This is a genomic window from Streptomyces sp. W16 (assembly GCF_033194735.1).
Taxonomy (GTDB): domain Bacteria; phylum Actinomycetota; class Actinomycetes; order Streptomycetales; family Streptomycetaceae; genus Streptomyces.
Map to the genome: position 1 here is coordinate 1 of NZ_JAWOAI010001027.1, position 1,570 is coordinate 1,570.

Annotated in this window: 3 protein-coding genes and 1 riboswitch; of the genes, 2 read left to right on the plus strand and 1 reads right to left on the minus strand. The window is 72.6% G+C overall.

The genetic code is table 11. The features are described 5' to 3' along the window. The coding region (locus tag R6V09_RS52725) for an FAD-dependent oxidoreductase (RefSeq protein ID WP_317888492.1) at positions 1–491 on the minus strand (491 nt) is incomplete at its 3' end. Then, a riboswitch (TPP riboswitch) is annotated at positions 489–600 on the minus strand. Its footprint overlaps the gene before it by 3 nt. A gap of 53 nt (positions 601–653) precedes the next feature. On the opposite strand from R6V09_RS52725, the gene R6V09_RS52730 reads away from it, so the two are divergent. Both R6V09_RS52730 and R6V09_RS52735 read left to right on the plus strand, forming a co-directional pair. Beyond that, positions 654–1,004: a hypothetical protein gene (locus tag R6V09_RS52730; protein ID WP_317888493.1), complete on the plus strand. Its 351-nt coding sequence runs from the start codon at positions 654–656 to the stop codon at positions 1,002–1,004. Positions 1,005–1,036: 32 nt separating this feature from the next. Continuing rightward, on the plus strand, positions 1,037–1,570 hold a 534-nt coding region (locus tag R6V09_RS52735; RefSeq protein ID WP_317888494.1), incomplete at its 3' end, for an FAD-dependent oxidoreductase.

A 1,570-nucleotide genomic window follows, 5' to 3' on the forward strand; every position in this document is an offset into this window, starting at 1 on the left:
ACCAGCGCCCGCGCCAGCCGCCGCGGGTCGACCTGATGGTCCCCGTCGACCCGGAGCCCCCCGCGCACCCCCGGCGCGAGCATCGGCTCCAGGCGCCGGCAGTCGCGCCCGGACAGCCACTCCGAGTCCAGCCCCGACTGCTGCTGCAGGGTGTGCAGTTCCCGCAGATGGGCGCGGTCGTCGGCGTCCAGGGCGACGGCGAGTGTGCCGCAGCGCCGGTAGCCGAGGTCCAGGCCGGTGAGGTCGGTCAGCTCGGCCGCGAAGTCCGGGTAGCGCCGCGCCGAGGCCAGGTTGAGGGCGAGCAGGGTCTGCTCGCCGTAGTGCAGTTCCGTGACGGCGGCCAGCATCCCGGCGGCCACCTGGGCGGCCCCGCCACCGGGCTCGGGGTCCACCAGGGCGGTGGCGAACCCGCGTTGGGCCGCGCGCCAGGCCGTGACCAGGCCGATGATTCCGCCCCCGACGACGAGGACGTCTGACGTACGTGTAGGCATGGGCGTCCAGCCCCTCCCTTCGCCGGCATGACCCGGATCAGGTTCGTACGGTCGGAGGCCGCCAGCCTCCCTCTCAGCCCGGTGCGTCCGGACTCCCGCGAGTGCTTGTACGTTGGCCACCCTAGCCCGCTGTCACCTGTCCCAGTAAGAGAGCCTCTGTCCATGGCCCGCTCGCTCGACGGTCTCGTCCTCGCCCCCGTCGTGGATCAGGCCCCAGGTCAGGTCGGCACGCGCACCCGGTTCGCGTACCACGAGCAGGACGGCGAGATCTGGGCCGAGTACGCGGGCGGCGACGTCGTACGGGGGCGCCTCGTCGGCACGCGCGCGGGGGACCGGATCGACTTTCGGTACGTGCAGTTGAAGCGGGACGGGACCACGTCGTCCGGGCACTGTGTGTCCGAAGTGGTCGAGTTGTCCGACGGCCGCATCCGCCTCGACGAGACCTGGGAGTGGGAGTCGCAGCCGGGCAGCGGGACGAGTGTTGTGGAACAGGTCACTGAACGCGCCCCCTGACTGACGATTTGTCAGGTGTCTATGGTGATCGGATGAGCGAGCAGACACGGGGACAGGGCGCGGGGGCACGGCGGCGCGTGGTCGTCGTCGGCGCGGGCATGGCCGGGGTGCAGACCGCGGTCGCCCTGCGCGAACAGGGCTTCACCGGCACCGTCACCCTCATCGGCGCCGAACCCCATCAGCCCTACGACCGGCCGCCGCTGTCCAAGGCCGTCCTGCTCGGCAAGGCCGAGGGCTCCGCCTTCGACGTCGACTTCGAGGCACTCGGCATCGAACTCCGCCTCGGACGCGAGGTGTCGGGCCTGCGCCCCGGAGACCACGAACTGGACACCGCCGAGGGCCCGGTGCCCTACGACGTCCTCGTCCTCGCCACCGGTGCCGAACCGATCCGGCTGCCGGGCGCCGACGGCATCCCCGGTGTGCATCTGCTGCGCACCCTGGACGACGCCGAGCGGCTGCGTCCGGTGCTCGCGCGGCAGCACGACATCGTGGTCGTCGGCGCCGGCTGGATCGGCGCGGAGTTCGCCACGGCCGCGCGCGAGGCGGGCTGCGCGGTGACCGTCGTA